Source organism: Bradyrhizobium sp. WD16, from assembly GCF_024181725.1.
Lineage (GTDB): Bacteria > Pseudomonadota > Alphaproteobacteria > Rhizobiales > Xanthobacteraceae > Bradyrhizobium_A.
This window is the reverse complement of record NZ_CP028908.1, coordinates 1,045,350-1,060,947: the sequence shown is the minus strand read 5'-3', so window position 1 is coordinate 1,060,947 and position 15,598 is coordinate 1,045,350. Positions and strand designations below refer to the sequence as shown.

Below are 15,598 nucleotides of genomic sequence, written 5' to 3'. Positions count from 1 at the left end.
CGCTCTTCGTGTCATATGGTAATTGCTGCCGGCCGCGCCGCAAGGGCCGCGCGGTGCGTGTCTTCAGCGCGCCAGGAAGGTTTCGAGGCGGGCGAACAGCGGGTTGGCGCGATCGAAGACGTAGTCGAGCGACACCACCGATACGGTCTCCGCGCCGTGCTCGCGCAGGAAGCTCGCCAGCGCGTAGATCCGGGCCGGCGGGCAGTGCAGCGTGATCATGCCCGAGGAGGTCGGGCCGGCGAACGGCAGCACCACGCCGAAGCGGGCGGCGGCGGTCTCGAGCAGGCGGGCATCGCAGCCGGAGAAGCGGGTGCGGACTTCCTTGTAGGCGTTGGCGCGCGCCCGCGAGGCGATGTGGTCGAGAATGATCCGGGCGGTTTCGCGCGCCTGCGGCGACCAGTCGGCGTCGCGCGATGCGACGAGATTGGCCTGACTGCGCAGCATCGTGCCGTCGTCGAGCACCTTCAGCCCGTTGGCGGCAAGGGTCGCGCCGGTGGTGGTGATATCGACGATCAACTCGGCGGTGCCCGCGGCCGGCGCGCCTTCGGTCGCCCCGGCGCTTTCGACGATGCGGTAGTCGACGATGCCGTGGCTGGTGAAGAAGGCGCGGGTCAGGTTCAGATATTTGGTGGCGACGCGCATGCGCCGGTTGTGACGGGCGCGGAAGGCGGTGGTGACGTCGTCGAGGTCGGCCATGCTGCGCACGTCGATCCAGGCCTGCGGCACCGCGACCACGACATTGGCGCTGCCGAAGCCGAGCGGCTCGATCAGGGCGACGCGGCGGTCGGCGTCGGGAATGCTCTCGCGCACCAGGTCTTCCCCGGTGATGCCGAGATGGACCGCGCCGCGCGCGAGCTGCGCAGCGATCTCGCTCGCCGAGAGATAGGCGATCTCGACATTGTCGAGGCCGCTGATGGTGCCGCGGTAGTCGCGGGCGCCGCGGGGCTTGGCCAGCGTCAGGCCCGCCCGGGCGAAGAAAGCGTCGGCGTTTTCCTGCAGCCGCCCCTTGGAGGGGACGGCGAGAACGAAGGGTGAGGTCATCGGGCGCATCCTTTCGCGCCGAGCGCATCCATCCAGATCGAGAAGCCCACGGCCGGGATCGGCGCCCGCGCGCCGAGGCGGGTCATCAGCGAATCATAGCGGCCGCCGGCGACCAGCGGCTCGGCGCCGTTGTTTTTGCGATGCAGTTCGAATTCGAAGCCGGTGTAGTAGTCGACGCCGCGGCCGAAGGAGGTGGCGAAGCGCGTCGCGGCGGTATCGATGCCCCGCGCCGCCATGAAGCCGATCCGGCGTTCGAACTCGTCGAGCGCCGCGCCGATGTCGAGCCTGGCGTCGGCGGCGAGGGTCCTCAGCTGCGCCAGCGCCTCGTCGGGATCGCCGGTGATCGTGAGGAAACGTTCGATCAGCACGCGAATGTCGCGCGGCAGGGTGCCGCCGGTCAGGGTCGACTGCTCGAGAAAGCGATCGGCGATCTCGCCCACCGAGCGGCCGCCGACGGCGTTGATGCCGGCGATCGACAACAGGTCGGTGACGAGGGCGAGCGCGGCGTTGCGATCCGAGCCGGCGAGGGCGGAGAGCACGCCGTCATAATCCTTGCGCGCGCTGTCGCTGGCCAGCGTCAGCCGCGCCAGGTCCTCGGCAAGCGAGGCCTTGCGGTTGAAGTCCTTGACGAGACGGCGGCACCACGACGGGGCGAGGTCGAGCGCCTCGATCAGCGCGGCGAACAGGGCGACGTCGCCGGTGCGGATATCGACGTCGGTAATGTTCGAAACGGCCAGCGCCTCGAGGCCGAGCGCCAGCATTTCGGCGTCGGCGGCCGCCCGGTCGCCCCGGCCGAAGGATTCGACGCCGGCCTGGAGGAATTCCGATGTGCGTCCGCCACGGTAACGAAATACCGTGCCGACATAGCAGAAGCCGGCAGCCTGCCCGGCGGCGGGGGAAGCCAGATAATCCCGGGCCACCGGTATGGTCAGGTCCGGGCGCAGGCAGAGTTCCTCGCCGCGCGCATCGGTGGTCAGATACAGGCTCTTGCGGATGTCCTCGCCGGACAGATCGAGGAACGGCTCCGCCGGCTGCAGGATCGGCGGTTCGGCGCGGGCATAGCCGGCCTGGGCGAAGGACGACAGCAGCGCCTCCGCCGCCACGGCGGATCCGGTCGCGCGAGGGGCGGCGGGCTGGCTCATTGCTCGTTCATCTTTCGTGGTCGGCCGCGCATGGCGCGCGCGGCCGCCCTTTAACATGCCAAGGCGACGGTTTCGACCACCAAACGCGAGATTCGCCAATGACCTTAACGGTTTTGGTGGCCCGGCTCAGGATCGCCGCCAGTCCCCGAGCACCGCCTCGACCAGGGCGAGGGCGGCGACCGCGGCGGTGTCGGCGCGCAGAATGCGTGGGCCCAGGGAGAGGATCAGCGTACCGGTCTGGCGGCGGAGCAGGCTGCGTTCGTCCTCGGAAAAGCCGCCCTCGGGACCGACCAGTACGTCGATGCCGCTGCCTTTCGGCGCGCCGGCGAGCGCCGCAACCGGATCGGCCACCGGGGCATCCTCGTCGCAGAACACCAGCAGCCGCCCCGCGGCGCGCTGGCTGAGCCAGCGCTCCAGCGGCTGGGGCTCGTCGACGGCGGTCAGCGCCAGAATGCCGCACTGCTCGGCCGCCTCGATCGCGTTGGCGCGCATCCGCTCGCCATTGACCCGGCTGACCTGGGTGAAGCGGGTCAGGACCGGCTGCAGCCGGGCTGCCCCCATCTCCACCGCCTTCTGGACCATATAGTCGAGCCGGGCATGCTTGAGCGGCGCGAAAGCGTAAGTGAGGTCGGGCAGGGCGGCCTGGGCGCGGGTGCGGCCTGCGATCGACAGCTGGTCGGGCCGCTTGCGGCCGCCGATGGCGGCGCGCCACTCGCCATCGCGCCCATTGAATACCAGGACGGTGCCGCCGGCGGCGAGGCGCAGCACATTGCCGAGGTAATTGGCCTGATCGCGGTCGAGCGCGATTTCGGCACCCTCGTGCAGCGGCGCGTCGACATAGAGCCGGGGGCTGCGGAAATCGACTTTGGCGAGATCGGATTGAGGCATGATGATCCGGATTGATGCCACCGCTTCGCGAAGGCATGGGTTCGTTCCATCTGGCTGTTCTACCCAAAGCCGGGCCGGTTGCCCATTTGGTCGCGCTGTCGCCCTATTCAGCGGGTTGTTAAGCGCTTTCAGGAATCGTAGAAGCCTGACGACCGGATGACGGGGGACGACGTCCGATCTTGCCGGAGGACCACGCGTGACTGCCCGACAATTATTGACTTCCGCGGCTTTGAGCTCCGCGGTCCTGGCGGGGCTGCTGCTGGCGGCTGCCGTCGAGGCGCGCGCGCAGGGCGCCTTTCCGGCGCCGCTGCCGTCCCAATCCGCCGCTCCGGCCCAGTCCTCCTCGCCATTCCCGCCGGTGAACTCCTCGGCGTCGCCGTTCCCGCCGGTCAACGGCTCCGACCCGGCCTTCGAGCGTGGCGCCGCGCCGCTCGCCGGCGCCGGCGGTTTCGGCGGCCAGCCTGCGGGGCAGCCGCCGGGGGCGGAGCAGTGCATGAAGGAATTTCTGCCGCTGCGTCAGGATGCCGAGAAAAAGGCCGCGGCGATCAAGGCGGCCGGTGCGCGCAAGGCGCCGCCCGAGGAGGCCTGCAAGCTGATCTCGAGCTTCGCCGGCGCCGAGGTCAAGATGATCAGCTTCATCGAGACCAATTCGCGGAAGTGCGGTATTCCGCCGGAGATCGGCAAGCAGCTGAAGTCCGGGCACGCCAACACCGAGAAGATGAAGACCACCGTCTGCAACGTCGCCCAGCAGCGAGCCCAGGGCGCGCCGGCGGGGCCCAGCCTCAGCGACGTGCTCGGTACCTCCTCGGCGATTCCGGAGGTGAGAGCCTCGCGGCGCGGCGGCGCCACATTCGACACGCTGAACGGCAACGCGCTGGCGCGATGAGCACATCGCCGGGCGCCGCGGCACGGGTTGCGGACTCGACCGGCAACTGGGTCGACAGTCTCGCCCCGCTGTGGTCGCGGCCCTATCTGCGGCTCGCCCGCTTCGACCGGCCGATCGGCTCCTGGCTGCTGCTGATGCCGTGCTGGTGGTCGGCCGCCCTCGCCGCCGGGGTCGCTCACGATCTGCGGCTTTTGCCTTCGACCGTCGCGCTGTTCTTCGTCGGCGCCTTCGTGATGCGCGGCGCCGGCTGCACCTGGAACGACATCACCGATCGCCATCTCGATGCCAGGGTCGAGCGCACGCGGTCCCGGCCCATTCCCTCGGGCCAGGTGACGGCGCGCCAGGCCGCCGCGTTCATGGTGCTGCAGGCATTGGCAGGCCTGTTGGTGCTGCTGCGCTTCAATACCTTCGCGATCCTTACCGGTGTCGCCTCGCTCGCCATCGTCGCCGTCTATCCTTTCATGAAGCGCATCACCTACTGGCCGCAGGTGGTGCTGGGCCTCGCCTTCTCCTGGGGGGCCCTGATGGGGTTCGCGGTGATCCTGGCGCGGATCGATGCCGCGGCGCTGGCGCTCTACGCCGGCGCGATTGCCTGGGTGATCGGCTATGACACGATCTATGCCCATCAGGACCGCGACGACGACGCGCTGATCGGCATCAAGTCGACGGCTCTGTTGTTCGGGACACGTACCCGGCCGGCGCTGGCGCTGTTCTATGGCGCTGCGGTCGTGCTGATCGGCATCGCGCTGGCACTCGCCGGGGCGTCGTGGCCGGCCTATGCCGGCCTTGCACTGTTCGCCCTTCAGCTCGCGGTTCAGGTGGCACGCATCGATATCACCGACAGCGCGCTCTGCCTGCGGCTGTTCAGGTCGAACCGCGATGCCGGGCTGTTGCTGTTCGCCGGGCTGGTCGGTGATGCGGTGCTGCGCACGATCGGGTGAGCGCGGCTCCAGGCTGCAGTCGGGCCGGCCCTTCGTCGACGCTCAGGCGACGCCGGCGCGCAGCACATCGTGAAGATGGATGATGCCGACCGGGGCGGCGTCGTCGGTGACGAACAGCGCCGTGATCTTCGAGCTGTTGAAGATGTCGACCGCTTCGCCGGCGAGCACGGTCGACGATACCGTCTTCGGATTGCGGGTCATCACCTCGTCGACCTGCGCGGTCATCAGGTCGCTGCGCATATGGCGGCGCAGGTCGCCGTCGGTGACGATGCCGACCAGCGCGCCGCGCTGATCGACGATGCCGACGCAGCCGAAGCCTTTGGATGACATCTCCACCAGGGCATCGGACATCGGCGTGCCGAGCGGCTTGAGCGGCATCGTGTCGCCGACATGCATCAGGTCGCGCACGAATTTGAGCATGGCGCCGAGCTTGCCGCCGGGATGAAGGACGCCGAAATCCACCGCGGTGAAGCCGCGACTCTCCAGCAGCGCCACGGCAAGGGCGTCGCCGAGCGCCAGCTGCATCAGCGAGGAGGTCGTCGGGGCGAGATTGTGCGGGCAGGCCTCGCGGGCTTTCGGCAAGGCGAGACACACATCCGCCGCCTCGCCGAGGGTGGAGGCGGCTTCCGCCGTGATCGCAATCAGGCCGATGCGGAAGCGCCGCGAATAGCTGATCAGGTTCTTCAGTTCGACGGTCTCGCCGGACCAGGACAGGGCGATGATGACGTCGTCGGCGGTGATCATGCCAAGATCGCCATGGCTCGCTTCCGCGGCGTGGACGAAGAAGGCGGGCGTGCCGGTCGAGGCCATGGTCGCGGCGATCTTGCGGCCGATATGGCCGGATTTGCCGAGGCCTGAGACGATGACGCGGCCGTGCGCGCCGCGGATCAGTTCAACCGCCGCCGCAAAGGGCGCGCCGAGACCGTTCTGCAGCGCCGCCGCCAATGCCGTGATGCCGCCGCCCTCGGCTTCGAGGGTGCGCAGCGCCGAACTGATGGCCGGCGGCATGTCGGCCGGTGTGACGGCGGCCGGCGTCACGGCCGCGCGCGGTTTGGACGATTTCATCGCAATTCCAGATCGGATGCGGGACCGGCATCCTCGGGCGCGTCTACTAGCACGCCCCCGGCCGCGGCGCGACGCGGCCGCGGCCTCAACGCCGCATTAACCATAATTGTTTTTACTCCATTAACGCTGACGGGCGGTAAACGCCCGGATGGATGAATTAAGCTGCTGATTTCACGGGGTTAATTGTGGGGCTTGGGCGGGGAATGGAGCGTCGGACGGTCCGGCGCCGGGCCGTGGCTGCGGCTGCGTTCCCGCCGCTCGGGCTGCTGTTCGCCATGCTGATTGTGATGGGGGGGCCGGCGCGCGCCCAAAGCCTCACCAGTGACCTATTCAATCCCGAAAAGGCCAGCCGCACCGCCTCGAAGCAGTCACCGTTACGCAAGCTCGACCAGGCGACCGGTGATTCGGCGCCGGCTGCCGACGATGACCCCCCGCCTGCACCGCCGGCGCCCTCGCGCCTCGGCGCCATCCCGCGCTACGGCGCCCCCGCGGCTTCGGGTGCCGCCGCGACCGGCTATGATTCGCTCGGTCGCCGCCGGCCGGGCGCCAAGGGCGTGGCCAACGGGACGGCCAAGGGGGCGCCGAATGGAGCCGCGAGGGCCGGTGCCGTGGTGCCGCTGACCAACAATACCACCCTGCCGCCGCTGCGCCAGGGCCCGCTGCCGTCGACCCCGCCAAAGCTCGCGCCGCCGCCCTCGACCGCCGCCCATGGCGCGCCGGTGCCGCCGGCGCTGGCCGGCATCGTGCCGGGGCAGCCGCCCCGCCGGCGCCTGCCGCTCGACACCGATCCGTTCGGCGCCACCGGCATCTATTACGGCTCGTTCCTGTCCAAGGCCGCGGTCGAACTCTCCGGCGGCTACGATACCAATCCGGCGCGCACATTGCCGGCGCGCGGCTCGGCCTTCTACATGATCTCGCCCGAGCTGCTGATCGCATCGAATTGGGAGCGGCACTCGCTGGTCGCCGACCTGCGCGGCTCCTATACCGGTTACGGCACGACGACGCCCTTCGACATCAGCGCCTCGACCGGCGCGCCGGTGACGCTCGACCGGCCGGACTTCACCGGCAAGATCAACGGCCGCATCGATGTCAGTCGCGACAGCCGGATCAATTCCGAACTGCGGCTGCGCATTGCCACCGACAATCCGGGCAGCCCGAACATCCAGGCCGGCCTCGCGCGCTATCCGGTCTATGCCACTGCCGGCGCGACGCTCGGGGTCGATCACGATTTCAATCGCTTCAACGTCGCGCTCAGCGCCACCTACGACCACACCTCCTATCAATGGTCGAAGTTCGCCGACGGCAGCACGTATTCCAACGACGATCGCGACTACACCCAGTATGGCGGCATCGGCCGGGTGAGCTACGACTGGCAGCCCGGGCTCAAGCCGTTCGTCGAGGTCGAGGCCGACACCCGCATCCACGACCTGCAATTCGACCGCTACGGCTACCAGCGCAATTCCAACGGCGGCTACGTCAAGGGAGGCTCGACCTTCGAGCTCACCCGCCTGATCACCGGCGAGGCGGCGATGGGCTGGACCACCCGCAGCTATGTCGACAACCGTCTCTCCAGCATCAGCGGCCTGCTGACCAGCGGATCGCTGATCTGGACCGTGACGCCGCTGACCACCGCCCGGTTCATCGCCACTTCATCGATCGACGAGAGCCCGCTGCCCGGCGTTGCCGGCGTGCAGACCCGCGACTTCACCTTCCAGGTCGACCACGCGTTCCGGCGCTGGCTGATCGGCACGGCGAAATTCGGCTACGGCACCTCGGATTATCGCGGGCTCGGTCGTTTCGACAACCGCTACACCGCATCGCTCGATCTCGTCTACAAGCTAAACCGCACCTTCCAGATCAAGGGACAGGTGCGCCACGACTGGCTCGACACCACCGCCGTCAATTCCAGCACCGAGGCGACCATCGTCATGCTGGGCGTGCGGGTGCAGCAGTAGGCCCGCCGGCGCTCAGGCTTTCTTCGCCCGTCTGAACCGGACGCTCTCGCCATCGGCGAGGCGGGTGGCGACATAGCCGCCGTCCAGGCAGGCGACGCGCTGCGGCGCCGCGACCTGGGGACTGCGCGTCGTCTCCCACCACGACGCGCGCTGGGCGGCGCGCGGCAGGGCGAAGCCGAGGATCTCCTCGATCGCCTCGAAGCTGAGGGTGAATTCATCGCGGGTCTGGCGCTTGAGATAGTCGCGCAGCTGGTCGTAGTCGCTCACTCGTCGTCCTTTGCTGTCGTTTACGCCACGGCGGAGCCTATCATAGGCTCGTCGTCCCCGGCCTCGTGCAGCCTTGTGTCAGGCATCTTCGGTCTAGTGTCCCGTCTCCGAATTACCGCTACGTTTGCCTCGCGCTCGCACGGTAATTCGGAGACATAGGGACACTAGCAAAATCAAAGTGCTAGTGTGGCTTATGTCTCGCAATTGCCTACAGGGGCTTGCCGCAAAGGGCATAGGCAATTGCGAGACGCCACACTAGAATAGCCCCGGCCGCAGCTGGTTGCGACGCATGATCGCGGTCAGCAGGTTCGCCACCAGGATCATGATGGCGATGCCGGCGCCGCTGAGCAGGAACTGCAGCAGGACGTCATTGGGCAGCACCAGCAGGACCGCCTGTGCCGCCAGCGTCAGCAGCACCCCGAGACAGTAGATCGCCAGCGAATTCTCGCCGCAGCGGATGGCGCTGCGCATCACCGGCGCAACGAGGCCGCGATGCAGGAACCGGGATATCCCTTTCCGCGCCGACCGGTCGGGATGATGGCCGAAACCCACCCAGTCGGCCGGCACCAGCCGGACGGCGACGACGGCGAGCGCAAGGAAATGCACCAGCCGCAGCGGGTCGAGACCCGACTTGTCGACCGGATAGATCACGGCGGCGACCGCCGGGGGCACGAGGCCATGCAGCGCCTCGATCTGCCAGCCGAGCACGATGACGAGGCTCGCGGCGAGATAGGCGAGCGCAGCGATCAAAACCGCGCGCGTGTGCAGGAAGGCGCGCAGGCGTTTGCCGCCGCCGAGCGCCCACCAGGCGCCGAACACGAACAGGACCTGCCAGGCGAACGGGTTGAAGTACCATTGATTGCGCGGCCAGGCGTCGAGATACCAGTCGAAGCGGCGGGTGGCGGCGTAGAGCAGGACCGAGGCGACGAGGGTTGCATTGGGCGCGCGCAGCAGCAGCCAGAGCAGTGGCGCCACCGAAAGATGGAAGATGACGAAGGTCGGCAGCACGTCGCTGTTCACAGGGCGATACTGCAGGAGGAGGGCGTGGACCAGGGTCGGGCCCGGCTGCTCGAACAGCACGCGGGTGTTGCTCGGGTCATCCATCAGCGAGCCGCCGCCGGCGGCATAGACCAAAACGGCGCAGGCCAGGACGAGGAGCAGGAAGGCGGCGTAGATGTCCCAGCTCCGGCGCAGCGTGCGGGCGATCACCGTCGGCCAGCCGCGGCGGCGCAGCGCGGCGCCATAGGCGATCGCGCAGGTCACCCCGGAGACGAACATGAAGACCTCGGTGGTGTCGCTGAAGCCGTAATTGCGCAGCGTCAGCCAGGCGCCGACGTTCTCCGGAACATGATCGAGAAAGATGAACCACAGGGCGATGCCGCGGCAGGCGTCCAGCCGCAGGTCGCGCCCGGACCACCACAGGCCCGCCGTCGCGGCGCTGCGGGAAGCTGGGCTGCTGGTGGAGCGATGATGCATCGACCTGGTGTCCCGGTTTTAACGTTCGTAGTCCTTTGCCGCGAGCACTCCTACGAACGTCAGAACCCAAGGGAAACAAGGGGACACTAGCATCATTATGATTCTAGTGTGGTTTTGGATCTGACGCTCGTTCGAAGAACTCGCTGCAATACTGAAACGAGCGTCAGATCCACCACACTGGCAAAATCAAAAAGCGAGTGTGGCTTATGTCTCGCAATTGCCTACAGGGGCTTGCCGCAAAGGGCATAGGCAATTGCGAGACGCCGCACTAGAATCATAATGATGCTAGTGCGGTTTTGGATCTGGCGCTCGTTTGATGGACTTGCTGCGACACGGAATCGAACGTCAAATCCACCACACTGGCACTGGTGGCGTGAAGGCCGCGCGCGATCCTTTCCTCAGAGATACTGCCGCATCTCCTCGCGCAGACCGTCGCGCAGGTCGTCGCGATCCATCGCATAGGCGATGTTGGCGGCGAGGAAGCCGGACTTGGAGCCGCAGTCGTAGCTCTTGCCCTTGAACTTGAAGCCGTAGAACGGCTGGCCTTCGGCCATCCGCAGCATGGCGTCGGTGAGCTGGATTTCGCCGCCGGCGCCGCGCTCCTGGGTGGCCAGGATTTCGAAGATCTCCGGCTGCAGGATATAGCGGCCGGTGATCGACAGATTGGACGGTGCCTGTTCGCGCTTCGGCTTCTCCACCATGCCGGCGAGCTCGAACAGGTCGCCCTTCGGCTTGCCGACGCCGACGACGCCGTACATGTGCACCGATTCCATCGGCACTTCTTCCACCGCGACGATATTGGCCTTGCCGATCCCGGCGGCCGCGGCGGCGTCGAGCATCTGCTTCAGGCCGCTCGGTTTGTGCTTGACCAAGACGTCCGGCAGCAGCACCGCGAAGGGCTCGTCGCCGACGATGTCGCGAGCGCACCACACCGCATGGCCGAGGCCGAGCGGTTGCTGCTGGCGGGTGAACGAGGTCGAACCCGCCTCCGGCTGGTCGCGCAGCAGGAGCTCCATCTCCTTGAGCTTGGCGCGTCCCTTGAGCGTGTCCTCGAGTTCGTAGGGCCGGTCGAAATGATCCTCGATCACGCCTTTGTTCCGCCCGGTGACGAAGACGAGGTGCTCGATGCCGGCCTCCAGGGCTTCATCCACCACGTGCTGGATCAGCGGCCGGTCGACCACCGTGAGCATTTCCTTGGGCATGGCCTTGGTGGCGGGCAGGAAGCGGGTGCCGAGGCCGGCGACGGGGAAGATGGCTTTGCGGATTTTCATGGGGGCTCTTGAAATGGGGAACAGGCGGGCAGCAAACGCCGGCGAGGGGCAGATGGGTCCTGCGGCGTTCAACCAGGTAGCAGACTCCATGGACTTTGCGGCGCTGGTGCGGCACCCGGTACCCTCTGTCGCGGGAGGGCCCTGCGGCGCATTGACCATCATTTGGTCGCGAAAAGTTGCGCGGTTATTAAGCTGATGGCAACCCTGTCAGGGCCCATTGGGGGCGATGGGCGCGATTGAATGGCTCTTGGACCGGGATTTTGAGGCGATGGCGAAGGTAACCGCGGGACGAGGGCTGATCTGGGTCGGCAGCATGGCGCTGCTGCTGGCATCCGCCGGCGCCGGGGCGCAGAGCGTTGGCGGCGGTCCGGTCGCTGCGCGCGAGGCCACTGGCTCGGCGACGCGGCCAGCCGGGCCGGGGCGCACCACGACTGCCCAGGCGAGTTTGCCCTTTCTGTCGCTGTTTTCACCGCAGCCGGCAGGGCCGGCGGCGCTGCCGCCGTCCGGGCCGAGGGAATGGAGCGGCGAAGACGGCGCCTCGGGCCACCCCCTGATGACCGCCCAGGCGATCCGCGAGGCCGCGGCTAATTTCGATGCCTGCGTCGCTTCGCTATGGCCGGAAGCGGCGCGGCGCGGCGTCTCGCGCGAAAGCTTCGAACGCTATACCGCCGGGCTGGCTCCTGATCTGCGGATCATGGACCTGATGGATTCCCAGCCGGAATTCACCAAGGCGATCTGGGACTATCTCGACGTGCTGGTGAATGATGCCCGGATCGCGGCCGGCCGCGAGATCCTCGCCAAGTACCGCCCGACCTTCGACGCCGTGGAAAAGACCTATGGCGTCGATCGCTACATCATCGCGGCGATCTGGGGTGTGGAATCCAATTACTCGACCCAGGGCGGCGACCGCAGCGTGCTGCGCTCCACCGCGACATTGTCCTGCATCGGCCGGCGCCAGGCCTATTTCCGCAACGAGTTTCTCTCGGCGCTCGAAATTCTTCACCACGGCGACCTCGTCCCCGCGCAGATGGTGGGCTCCTGGGCCGGCGCTTTCGGCCCGACCCAGTTCATGCCGACGGCGTTCAAGCGCTATGCGGTGGATTTCGATCAGGACGGCCGCCGCGACGTGGTCGGCGATGTCGCCGATCTGATCGCCTCCACCGCCAACAACCTCAAGAAGGATGGGTGGCAGGCTGGCCAGACCTGGGGCTACGAGGTCGAGGTGCCGCAGGGCTTCGACTACATGCTGGCCGACCGCGCCCGCGTCATGAGCATTGCCCAGTGGGAGCAGCTCGGAATCCGCCGCGCCGGTGGCAAGCCCTTTCCGCGCGGCACCGACAAGGCCTTTCTGCTGGCGCCGGCCGGCAGCGAGGGACCGGGCTTCCTGATGCTGGGAAATTTCCGCAGCATCCTGCGCTACAACCCGGCGGAGGCCTATGCCCTGGCGATCGGCTATCTCGCCGACCGCCTGCGCGGCGGCGCGGCCTTCCTCCAGCCATGGCCGCGCCAGGAGCGGGTGCTGAGCCGGGCGGAACGGCTGGAGCTGCAGCAGTTGCTGGCCCAACGCGGGTTCTACCGTGGCGAACCCGACGGCCAGCTCGGCGGCGAAACCCGCAAGGCGCTGCGCGGCTTCCAGGCCTCGATCGGCGCCGCTGCCGACGGCTTCGCCTCGGCGGCCATGCTCGATCGCCTGCGCGGTCAGTAAGGCTCTGGCAAAGCGGCTTATTCTGCGCCGGTAGCGGAGGGCGCAATCGGCTCCTCGTCGGCTGTCGTGCGGCTCGCTTGACGCCAGCCTGCGGCCGCGCTTGATGCCGGGAACCGGTCCTCGCTAGTGTCCCGTTTCCAACGTTCGTATCCCATTGCGGCAGGCGCTCATACGAACGTTGGAAACAAGGGGACACTAGCATCATTTTGATTCTAGTGTGGTTTTGGATCTGACGCTCGTTTGAAGAACTCGCTCCAACGCTGAAACGAGCGTCAGATCCACCACACTAGGCCGCCCTGCGACGGCCGGAATCTGGTATTAATTCTAAGTTTCCTTCAGCCGCCGTGAGCCGCATGCCAGAGCCCAAGCGCCGCCTGCTGCCCGAATCCGGGCTTCTGATCGTGGTGAGCGTCGCCGCGGCGCTGCTGCTCGGCATCATGAGCCCGGCCTCGGCGCAGTTCTTCGACTTTTTCGGCAGCCGCCCGCAGCCGCGCCAGCACGTGCAGCAACCGCGCGGCTACGGTTATGGCGGTGGCGGCGGCTTCTTCTCGCCTTTCCAGCAGATATTTCCCGGTGCGCCGCCGCCCCAACCGCAGCAGCAGCGTGCCGTCGATTATTCCCACGCGCCGTCACCGGAGAAGCGGGAGACTGTGCCGGAGCACAATGTCCTGGTGCTGGGCGACGCCATGGCCGACTGGCTGGCTTATGGCCTCGAGGATGCCTATGCCGAGCAGCCGGACATGGGCGTCATTCGCAAGCACAAGACCGTCTCCGGCCTCATTCGATACCAGCCGAAGGGCGAGCCTGCCGACTGGGCCGCCGCCGCCAAGGGCATCATCGCCACCGAGAAGGCCGACGCCATCGTCGTGATGCTCGGCCTCAACGATCGCATGCCGATCCACGAAGTGGTCGAAAAGCCGGATCCGAAGAAGCCGGCCGACAAGAAGGACGAGAAGAAAGACGCCCGCGGCAAGCCGGCGGACGGCAAGCAGACCGACGCCAAACCGGGCGACGCCGAGCAGGGCAATGACGAGCCGACCGATGGCGAGACGCCGTCGATCATCGCGCCGGAGAAGAGCGCGCGCGGCAGCGGCACCTACGAGTATCGCGACGAACGCTGGGTCGAACTCTATTCCAGGAAGATCGAAGACATGATCGCGGTGCTCAAGACCAGGGGGGTGCCCGTGATCTGGGTCGGCCTGCCGGCGGTGCGCGGGCCGAAGGCGACGTCCGACATGCTGTTTCTCGATGCGCTTTATCGCGACGCCGCCGGCAAGGCGGGCATCACCTATGTGGACGTCTGGGACGGCTTCGTCGACGAATCCGGGCGCTTCATGACCCAGGGTCCAGATTTCGAAGGTCAGATCCGCCGGCTGCGCAGCGGCGACGGGGTGTTCTTCACCAAGGCCGGCGCCCGCAAGCTCGCCCATTATGTCGAGCGCGAGGTGACGCGGCTGTTGACCTCGCGCACGACGCCGGTGGCGCTGCCGAGCGAGCCCGGGATTCCCGATGTCAGCGCCCGTCCTGGCGGTCCGCCGCCGCGGCCGCTGGCCGGCCCGATCGTGCCGCTGGTCGCCTCCTCGGTGGGCAGCGACGAATTGCTCGGTGGTCCGGGCACGCGTCCGGCCGGGTGGGATCCGCTTGCGGCGCGCACGCTGGTCAAGGGCGAGCCGCTGGCGGCGCCCGCCGGCCGCGCCGACGACTTCGCCTGGCCGCGGCGCGACATCGGCAGCGTCGATCAGGCTACTCTTCCCAAGGACGCTTCCAAGGAGGCTTCCAAGGATGCGGCCATCGCCACCGTTCCGGCAGTGGCCAGACCGGAGCAGGCCGGCCAGCCGAAGTCGGCTCCGGCGGTCGCGCCGCCGGCTGCCGACGCGCCTGGCGCATCGTCGCCCGACGGACAACCCGCCCCGCCCAGGAAGCGCAAGGAGGCATCGCCGCCGGTGCAGAGCCGACCGCGGCCGCGCGATAACGTGCCGCGCCCGCCGCTGAATATCGGTCCTGCGGCTTCCGCGCCGGGCACCTTTGTCGGGCAATAGGCGCGGCTTACGTCTCGGCGTTGTCAGGATCGCGGCAGCGGTTCGGTGACGAGCTCGAGGTCGGTCGCCTGCGCCTCGTTCAGCCAGCGAATCTCGCCGGTGGCGGTCATCAGTTCCAGGATCGACGGCGACACCCCCATCCGCGTCATGTAGCTGAGGATGAAGCCGGTGGTGCGCTGGGCGTCGGCGACGGCATCGGATCCCGACGCCTTTGTTGTGAAGCGGTGGACGCCGAGCTTCGAGCCATCGAGGCCGAGGCGGGGCTTGCCGCCGGCAAAGACGAAGACACAGGCGCTGGCGCAATAGGAGGGCGTGAGCCGTCCCAGGCTGTCGATTGTGCCGACCGCGGTGGCAAGGCCGCGGGCGCGGATCATTTCACCGATGATGAGCGCCTGATCGAGATTGCCGCCCGGCGATGACAACGCCACTACGTCGCCGGCGGAGAGCTTGGCGTCGTCGAGCGCCGTGCGAAACCAGGTGGCCGCGGCCGCACCGATCTTGCCGCTGACGGCCAGCGTCACGCGCTTTCGGCCGTCGATCTCGACGTCGGCGACCGACGACTTCAGGCTGGGCGAGAGATAGGCGTCGCGCCAGTAGGCCCAGGCCTCCGGCCGCGACAGATCCTTATAGGCGCGGCCGCCGACCAGCGCGACCATCAGCACCGCAAACAATATCGAGGACAGCCCGATCCGGTGACGGGCGGCGCGCGACACATCCTTGACCGGGCCGGGCGCGGCCTGAGGCGGGTGCGGCGGCGGGGCGATCCGCGGCGCGCCCCACGGGCCTTTGGCGACACCGCGATCCGGGGATGTTTGATCGTCGTCCATCAACTCGCTCCGCGGACAAGAAGATAGCAGCTCATGGTTTTGACGTCGAATATCCGGTGCGGGTTCAGTGATGTCGTCCCACGAGCCGCGGCATT

Annotated in this window: 13 protein-coding genes; 5 read left to right on the top strand and 8 right to left on the bottom strand. The window is 67.8% G+C overall.

The genetic code is table 11. From position 1 onward, the window contains the following. Positions 1-63 precede the first annotated feature (63 nt). From hisG to DB459_RS04910, 3 genes are all read right to left on the bottom strand, one after another. The gene (hisG, locus tag DB459_RS04920) at positions 64-1,041 is read right to left on the bottom strand and encodes an ATP phosphoribosyltransferase (RefSeq protein WP_253711813.1); all 978 of its coding nucleotides are present in this window, start codon (positions 1,039-1,041) and stop codon (positions 64-66) included. Then, on the bottom strand, positions 1,038-2,183 hold the full coding sequence (locus DB459_RS04915) for an ATP phosphoribosyltransferase regulatory subunit (protein ID WP_253711812.1): 1,146 nt from the start codon (positions 2,181-2,183) through the stop codon (positions 1,038-1,040). The genes hisG and DB459_RS04915 overlap by 4 nt, the downstream gene beginning before the upstream one ends. A 126-nt stretch (positions 2,184-2,309) precedes the next feature. After that, complete coding sequence (locus DB459_RS04910) at positions 2,310-3,071, bottom strand: 16S rRNA (uracil(1498)-N(3))-methyltransferase (protein ID WP_253711811.1); 762 nt, start codon at positions 3,069-3,071, stop codon at positions 2,310-2,312. Between the two features lie 214 nt (positions 3,072-3,285). On the opposite strand from DB459_RS04910, the gene DB459_RS04905 reads away from it, so the two are divergent. Then, positions 3,286-3,957, top strand: coding sequence for a hypothetical protein (locus DB459_RS04905; protein WP_371926955.1), 672 nt, complete (start codon positions 3,286-3,288; stop codon positions 3,955-3,957). After that, positions 3,954-4,898, top strand: a complete 945-nt coding sequence (gene ubiA / locus DB459_RS04900; protein ID WP_253711809.1) for a 4-hydroxybenzoate octaprenyltransferase — start codon at positions 3,954-3,956, stop codon at positions 4,896-4,898. Before DB459_RS04905 ends, ubiA begins: the two co-directional genes overlap by 4 nt. Before the next feature lie 42 nt (positions 4,899-4,940). Here the strand turns inward: ubiA and DB459_RS04895 are convergent, their stop codons facing one another. Next, complete coding sequence (locus DB459_RS04895; protein WP_253711808.1) at positions 4,941-5,963, bottom strand: SIS domain-containing protein; 1,023 nt, start codon at positions 5,961-5,963, stop codon at positions 4,941-4,943. Positions 5,964-6,196: 233 nt separating this feature from the next. Here DB459_RS04895 and DB459_RS04890 point away from each other — a divergent pair, with 233 nt between their 5' ends. Continuing rightward, positions 6,197-7,918 (top strand): outer membrane beta-barrel protein, encoded by a 1,722-nt coding sequence (locus DB459_RS04890; protein ID WP_253711807.1) that lies wholly within the window; start codon positions 6,197-6,199, stop codon positions 7,916-7,918. A gap of 12 nt (positions 7,919-7,930) precedes the next feature. Here the strand turns inward: DB459_RS04890 and DB459_RS04885 are convergent, their stop codons facing one another. The 3 genes from DB459_RS04885 to galU form a co-directional block, all read right to left on the bottom strand. Continuing rightward, entirely contained in the window at positions 7,931-8,185 is a 255-nt protein-coding gene (locus DB459_RS04885; protein WP_253711806.1) for a hypothetical protein, read from the bottom strand. Positions 8,186-8,440: 255 nt separating this feature from the next. Continuing rightward, the gene (locus DB459_RS04880) at positions 8,441-9,661 is read right to left on the bottom strand and encodes an OpgC domain-containing protein (RefSeq protein WP_253711805.1); all 1,221 of its coding nucleotides are present in this window, start codon (positions 9,659-9,661) and stop codon (positions 8,441-8,443) included. A 398-nt stretch (positions 9,662-10,059) separates the two neighbouring features. Further along, positions 10,060-10,932 carry a UTP--glucose-1-phosphate uridylyltransferase GalU gene (galU, locus tag DB459_RS04875; protein ID WP_253711804.1) on the bottom strand — a complete coding sequence of 291 codons (873 nt, stop codon included), beginning with the start codon at positions 10,930-10,932 and terminating at the stop codon, positions 10,060-10,062. A gap of 268 nt (positions 10,933-11,200) precedes the next feature. Between galU and DB459_RS04870 the strand changes: the two genes are divergently transcribed. Together DB459_RS04870 and DB459_RS04865 are read left to right on the top strand one after the other, a co-directional pair. Continuing rightward, positions 11,201-12,637, top strand: coding sequence for a lytic murein transglycosylase (locus DB459_RS04870; RefSeq protein ID WP_253711803.1), 1,437 nt, complete (start codon positions 11,201-11,203; stop codon positions 12,635-12,637). 353 nt (positions 12,638-12,990) lie between these two features. Beyond that, complete coding sequence (locus tag DB459_RS04865; RefSeq protein ID WP_253711802.1) at positions 12,991-14,676, top strand: DUF459 domain-containing protein; 1,686 nt, start codon at positions 12,991-12,993, stop codon at positions 14,674-14,676. A 23-nt stretch (positions 14,677-14,699) separates the two neighbouring features. Here the strand turns inward: DB459_RS04865 and DB459_RS04860 are convergent, their stop codons facing one another. Then, positions 14,700-15,503, bottom strand: a complete 804-nt coding sequence (locus DB459_RS04860) for a hypothetical protein (RefSeq protein ID WP_253711801.1) — start codon at positions 15,501-15,503, stop codon at positions 14,700-14,702. Between the last annotated feature and the right edge of the window lie 95 nt (positions 15,504-15,598).